The sequence below is a fragment of the Alteromonas sp. McT4-15 genome (assembly GCF_020515205.1).
Classification (GTDB): domain Bacteria; phylum Pseudomonadota; class Gammaproteobacteria; order Enterobacterales; family Alteromonadaceae; genus Alteromonas.
This window is the reverse complement of record NZ_JAJALG010000024.1, coordinates 56,224-62,464: the sequence shown is the minus strand read 5'-3', so window position 1 is coordinate 62,464 and position 6,241 is coordinate 56,224. Positions and strand designations below refer to the sequence as shown.

5 protein-coding genes are annotated in these 6,241 nt (G+C 42.6%); all 5 read left to right on the top strand.

The annotated features are described in order from the left end of the window. On the top strand, window positions 1-83 hold an 83-nt coding region (locus tag LHL20_RS15245; RefSeq protein ID WP_136783439.1), incomplete at its 5' end, for a hypothetical protein. Window positions 84-626: 543 nt separating this feature from the next. Beyond that, window positions 627-3,200: a bifunctional diguanylate cyclase/phosphodiesterase gene (locus tag LHL20_RS15240; RefSeq protein ID WP_226433909.1), complete on the top strand. Its 2,574-nt coding sequence runs from the start codon at window positions 627-629 to the stop codon at window positions 3,198-3,200. A gap of 73 nt (window positions 3,201-3,273) precedes the next feature. After that, window positions 3,274-4,611, top strand: a complete 1,338-nt coding sequence (locus tag LHL20_RS15235) for an alkaline phosphatase PhoX (RefSeq protein ID WP_226433908.1) — start codon at window positions 3,274-3,276, stop codon at window positions 4,609-4,611. Between the two features lie 92 nt (window positions 4,612-4,703). Continuing rightward, on the top strand, window positions 4,704-4,874 hold the full coding sequence (locus LHL20_RS15230) for a hypothetical protein (protein ID WP_159627691.1): 171 nt from the start codon (window positions 4,704-4,706) through the stop codon (window positions 4,872-4,874). A gap of 257 nt (window positions 4,875-5,131) precedes the next feature. Next, window positions 5,132-6,184, top strand: a complete 1,053-nt coding sequence (locus LHL20_RS15225; protein WP_226433907.1) for a chemotaxis protein — start codon at window positions 5,132-5,134, stop codon at window positions 6,182-6,184. The last annotated feature ends 57 nt before the right edge of the window (window positions 6,185-6,241 follow it).

The window sequence follows — 6,241 nt, the reverse complement described above, 5'->3', positions numbered from 1 at the left end:
CGATGGAAGAAGGTCTTCGTTTCGCAATCCGTGAAGGTGGTCGTACAGTAGGTGCTGGTGTTGTATCTAAGATCCTAGACTAATCTAGACTTAGCAACATAAGCCCAAAAAAGCGCACTTAGGTGCGCTTTTTTTATGCCTGCGGGAAAAGTTATGAAATCAATATGCCGTTTCAAACACGCGGTGAACCCATCCCTGGGCGCTCTGCCACAGCATCCATGCTGTGGAAGGTTTGAAACGGCATATTGATTTCACTCCCTCTTTAATTGGCATAGCAAAAAGCTTGAGTAGGAAAGTAATAACACGCCATTAACCCATCCGTGCTTTTGTATTAGCGGCTTCGCAGCTGCATCCATGTAGCTGAGAGTTCTAGATTGAATAAGCGCCACCCCTTTAGCATTTATTAAGCTTGGTGGGAGAGGAAGGAACACGCCGTCAACCCATCCTTACCACTCTGAGCTCTAGTCTCGCCTGATGTACCGTTAGTCTATTTGAAAATGCTTTTTGAGCGTCTACTCTTATTATTTGATACAATGCAAATAAATCTCATTTGATTGCAGGTAGGTTTAGCGCCCTCCATGCCCCACGTTGCCTTGGCAATGAAACGCTAATCTTTTTTAGAGGAAATGATGCACTCACTAAAGCCAGTGTTCGATGAAGATGATTTCATTTCGTTAGTAAATCAAAATGCGAACAGTATTTCTGAAGACCTAATTGCGCTCAATAGTCAAATAAATGCTGACTATTTGTTTCTTGGTGTGCGCGTAAAACAAAGTGTTAAGGTACTTGTGAGCGTTAGTAAAGAAGCGCCACTCGATGACTTCAGTTATAGCTTAGTGGGCTCGCCATGTGAGCATGTTTTAGCGCATGGGGCATGTGGTTTTTCAAATGCTATTCAAACGCAGTTTCCAAATGATGACGTGCTTAAACGACTTAATGGTGAAGCTTACTTAGGCGCAGGTGTTTTTAATGAAAAAAACGAAAACGTGGGTATTCTCGTTGCGCTTTATTGTTCTGAGCAGCCTGGTATCTCGCAGTGGCTTTATGGGTTTGCAACGCAGGCCAAACTTATTGGTATGCATATTCAAAAGCGTTATTTGGAGATGTGCACTAATCATCACTTAGCGTTATTGGAAGAGGTCAGTGACATTTCTAACACCGGCGCGTGGGAATACTATCCTGATGAAGAAAGGTTGTACTGGTCAGCACAAACATATCGCATTCATGGTTTGCCTATTGGTCATCCAATTTCACCGCAAAAAGCAATGTCATTTTATTCATTAGCGTCGCAAGCGGAAATCAAAAAGGCATTTTCTACACTTCTAAATTACAAAGTTGCCTACGACCAAGAGTTTCAAATTGTAGATTCACAGGGGCAGCTAAAGTGGGTAAGAACCTCAGGAAAAGTGCAATTAAATAGCGAAGGCGCGGCCACACGTTACTATGGCGCCTTTGAAGATATCACTGAGTTCAAAAAAACAGTCGCTATTAGTGAAGAGAGAGCGCTGCGTATTCAGAATATTCTCAATAGTATTAACGATGCAGTTATAAGCGTTAATGCGAACGGTATTATTTGTCACTGTAACGCTGTAGCGTCACGTATTTTTGGATATTCAATAGACGAGTTGATATCGCAGCCCATAGAACTATTAATGCCAGAACCCTACGCTTCGAATCACAAGAAGTATATGCATCACTACGAGAAAACGGGCAATGCCAGAATTATGGGGGTGGGCAGACAGCTTCCAGCTAAGCGAAAAGATGGTTCTGTTTTTCAAATGGAGCTATCGCTGTCTGAAAGTGCTGATATGGGAGAGAAGCGCTATGTAGGGGTTATACGAGACATTAGCGAGCGTATTGAAGCGCAAGATACAATCTACAATTTGGCTTATACCGATTCGGTTACCCATTTACGCAATAGTCAGTGGTTTCAAAAAGAATTTCAGGACTTAATATTACGCTCTGCCATGCGTAACGAATATGTTCACGTAATGCTTCTTGATATGGATAACATGGCGCAAATTAATACTCGCTTAGGTTTTATAAATGGTAACAAAGCCTTGCAAGTGATTGCAGAGAAACTGCTGTTTATCATTGGCCACGATTATGAGCTTTACAAGTTTACTAACGACCGATTTATTGTCCTTTCCAGCAAAACGTATCGCAAAGAAGAGTTGCAACGCTTTGAACCCGCACTTATTGAAAATGCGCTGTTAAACCCACGCCATTTTGAAGTTGAGCTTGAGGACAATCAGTGGGCGTTAAGTGCGTCTTTGGGTAGTGCAATATTTGACCCCAAAGAGCAGAGTTTCGAGCGTGTCATTAATGTACTGGAACTTGCTGTTAAGCGTGCAAAAAGTACTGCTCCTTTTGGCTTGTGTCACGTGTCGAGTGATGGCATTGAAGAGTTTGAACGCTATGTTGCGATTAAAACCGCGTTGAAGGGCGCTATTGAGAATGATGAGTTAAGCTTAGCGCTACAACCACAAGTAGACCAAAATGGAGCGCTGACATCGTTTGAAGCGCTTGTACGTTGGCATTCTCCTGAATTGGGTATTGTGAGTCCTGCAGACTTCATTCCTATTGCAGAGGAAAGTCGTGCTATTTGTGAAATAGGGCAGGTGGTGTTAGATAAAACCCTTGAAGCATTAAGGAGTTTTATAAGCCGGGGCATGGATGCGAGTATTGCAATTAACATTAGTGCACGACAAATTGTATTACCAGACTTTACCTCTTCATTACTGTCAAAAGTCACTCAATACGCTATTGCTCCACAGTTGCTCATGCTAGAACTTACAGAAACAGCGTTAGTAGCAGATATACAGTTGGTAAAACAAACCATGCTCGAACTAGCGCGTTACGGTTTTCGTTTTTCGGTTGACGATTTCGGAACAGGCTATTCAAGCCTTGCCTACTTGAAAGAGCTGCCAATTAGTGAACTGAAGATTGATAAGTTTTTTGTGGATGATATATGCGAAGAAAACAGTGGCAAGGCATCGCAAATTGTCGATGCTATCATTGAAATGTCTAAAGCACTTAAGGTGACATGCATCGCTGAAGGGGTCGAAACGCAGGCACAACTCGACTATTTAATTGCGAAAGGTTGCGACCGTTTTCAAGGGTACTATTTCTCAAAACCGTTGCCGGTTGAATATTGGCAAAATATAACCTCCCCTACATTACCGATAGTGACTAGTTAACGTTTGATTGTGATATTGTAACAAAAGTGAGGTATGCTAGCGCTATAGCAAAAGTTAATTGTGGAATAGTGGCATGATTACACGTCGTCAGTTTATTGTTGGTTCTATTGCTTTTTCAGGCCTTGCGGCCAGTGCATTTGGAAAGAACACTTCTTTTACCAACATGCGAACCGCGAATATATATGGCGCTTTAGTGCCAGATAGTAATGGTTTATTGGACTTGCCCGAGGGATTCAGCTACACGGTTATTTCTGAATTTGGTCAAGTTATGTCTGATGGTTTGCATGTACCAGATAGAGCTGATGGAATGGGATGCCTTCCTATCGACAATGCCAAAAATAAGGTCGCCCTTATTCGCAATCACGAGCTACACCCAAAGCATATTGAACTTCAACCCCCTTCCATTCAATCACATGTCAACGAGTTGGCTTACGATACCTACCCCAATGGCATAGCTTTACCCGGGGGGACCACTACGCTTATTTATAACACCGAAACAAAAAAGGTCGAGCGTGAGTTTGTTAGTCTGGCGGGAACCGTTCGCAATTGTTCAGGTGGTGTTACGCCTTGGGGAACGTGGTTGACTTGCGAAGAAACGGCAGACACGCCCAATGGTACTGTGAGTAAAAATCACGGTTTCGTATTTGAAGTGCCTGCGAGTGCCTCGAAAACAGTTAAAGCAAAGCCCCTAAAAGCCCTTGGACGGTTTGTTCACGAAGCAGCTTGTGTAGACCCCACAACCGGATACGTGTATTTGACGGAAGATAGGGGAGATAGTCTACTTTATCGCTTTGTACCCAATGAATACGGAAAGCTTGAAGCCGGAGGTAGCTTACAAGCACTTGTTGTTAAAGGTCGCCCCCAATTTGATACACGTAATTGGCAACAGCCAGCGATGGGCGTTTCACAGTGGCTAGATGTTGAGTGGGTGACGTTAGAGAATCCAGAAAGTCCGGAAGATGACTTACGCAAACAAGGTTATGAAAAAGGAGCAGCCTTGTTCGCGCGTGGTGAAGGAATTCATTGGGGAGACGGCGAGATGTACTTTTGTTGTACCAATGGTGGGGCCAAGCAACTAGGACAGGTTATGCGCTTAGTTCCCGTAACTGATGGGCCTGACAAGCTACAGCTCTTTTTAGAAAGTGAAGATAAAAACCTTTATAACTTTGGCGACAACCTTACGGTTTGTCCAAACGGCCACTTATTGGTGTGCGAGGACCAGTATACCGATATAGTTGATAACCACTTACGTGGTATTACACCAAATGGTGAGGTATACAATTTTGCCAAACTACATGCGCAAACTGAATTAGCTGGCGCATGTTTTTCTCCAGATGGGAATACGTTATTTGTAAATGTGTATTCACCCACAAAGACGCTGGCTATATCAGGCCCGTGGTTTAAAGGATAATCGTATTCATCGATTGTTTTAATTTAATTGTTTTACTTTAATTAATTTGGGCGATTAATGATAATCCTTGTAACTTAACAAGGAGAGCAACAATGAGTGCATTATTAAAAAGATTAACAAGTAAAAGCCGCAATGTGGCGACTGTTCAAAGCGACACCAGAACGCAGTGTAATTACGCAAATAACTACTACGGCGACCAAGTTTGTGTAGCAGTAAAACCGGTAAAACCGCGTATTAACTTTCACGTAGGTATTCAAATATAAGTGAGCTGAATGGCTGCTCACCACCCCTCTATCGTTTTCTTTTTTTCGAAGTATATTGCCTTTCACACGACGTGATCGTCGTTAATTAGTCTACGCCTTCATCGTTAACTTTCATTTAAAGTTGCGACGAAGGTTTAATAAAAAATGTCATGTTTCCCACTTATAGTAAACGTAGTGCTTTTCATTACTTTGACTCGTATTTTTCAGCCACGCGATGTCAATGTACTTACCCGGTTTCTCCTTAGAGGAGCGCGTTTATGAAATTCGATTCAATTAAGTCTCGCTTAGTGTTAATGACTCTCATCTGTGTAATGGGGATGAGCATGTTAGTAGTGAGTCAGCATTATTTTACTCAACGACTCATTGGCCTAAATCAACAGCGTGATGTCTTGCTTAGGATGGGACAAGATTTGCTGCAAATGCGCCGACATGAAAAAGATTTCTTGTTACGGCACGACAGACGTTATTTTGAGAAATTTACCGAGCGCTCGACGCTGTTTAGCACTCGCTTGGATACCTTGGTCCCCACATTCAATGAATACAAGCTTCCCATCACCGATGTTGAAAGCTTGTCGGTTTCTATAGATGCTTACAGCCGCACTTTTCAGCAAGTTGTGTCCTTACAAGAGCGTATTGGGTTAAGCAACGAACAGGGACTTCGCAAGCGGATTATCGATATTGAAGAAACGCTCACATCAAATATTAGCAACCCATATTCTACAAGTCTGTTTACTGACTTGAAGCTTGCAGTGCGTAACTTTCAACTGACTCACGAAGGGCAGTATGCAAAGCAGTTAGATGTGTTAAGTCGCCAATTGCTCAGTGCAAATAGTGAGGGCGGTGAGCTTCTAATAGCACTTAGCCAATATCAAACTGTGCTGAACGAACTTGTAGCAACTTATACCGCATTTGGCCTTACCCACAACGAGGGTTTACGCGGAGAGTTTAGGCAAAGCGCTCATAATGTGGAATCTCAACTAAAAATGATCGATGGCGCTCTGCAACCCATAATTGAACAACAAGAAGCACAAGTGCGTATTTACAGTTTGGGTATTGCAGCGCTAACATCCATCGTATTAATTCTGGTTTTAATCAAGAGTTTTGCGACATTCCATCGCGCTTTTGCTAACTTTGTGATGTTCTTTTGCCGCTCTAAACGGCAGTACCAAAAAATAGATACGCGTCAGCTTGGCTTTGCTGAATTTAAATCATTGGCTGAGTTAGCAAATGAGATGGTGGAATCACGCCAGGATATTGAGGCTAGGCTTGCAAGTGCTGAGGCTGAATTGGCCAGTAAGAAGGCGTCATAGCGAAGCGAAAGTATTGAGACTATACGAATAATTTCGCATGTTTAATTTGAAGGTAGT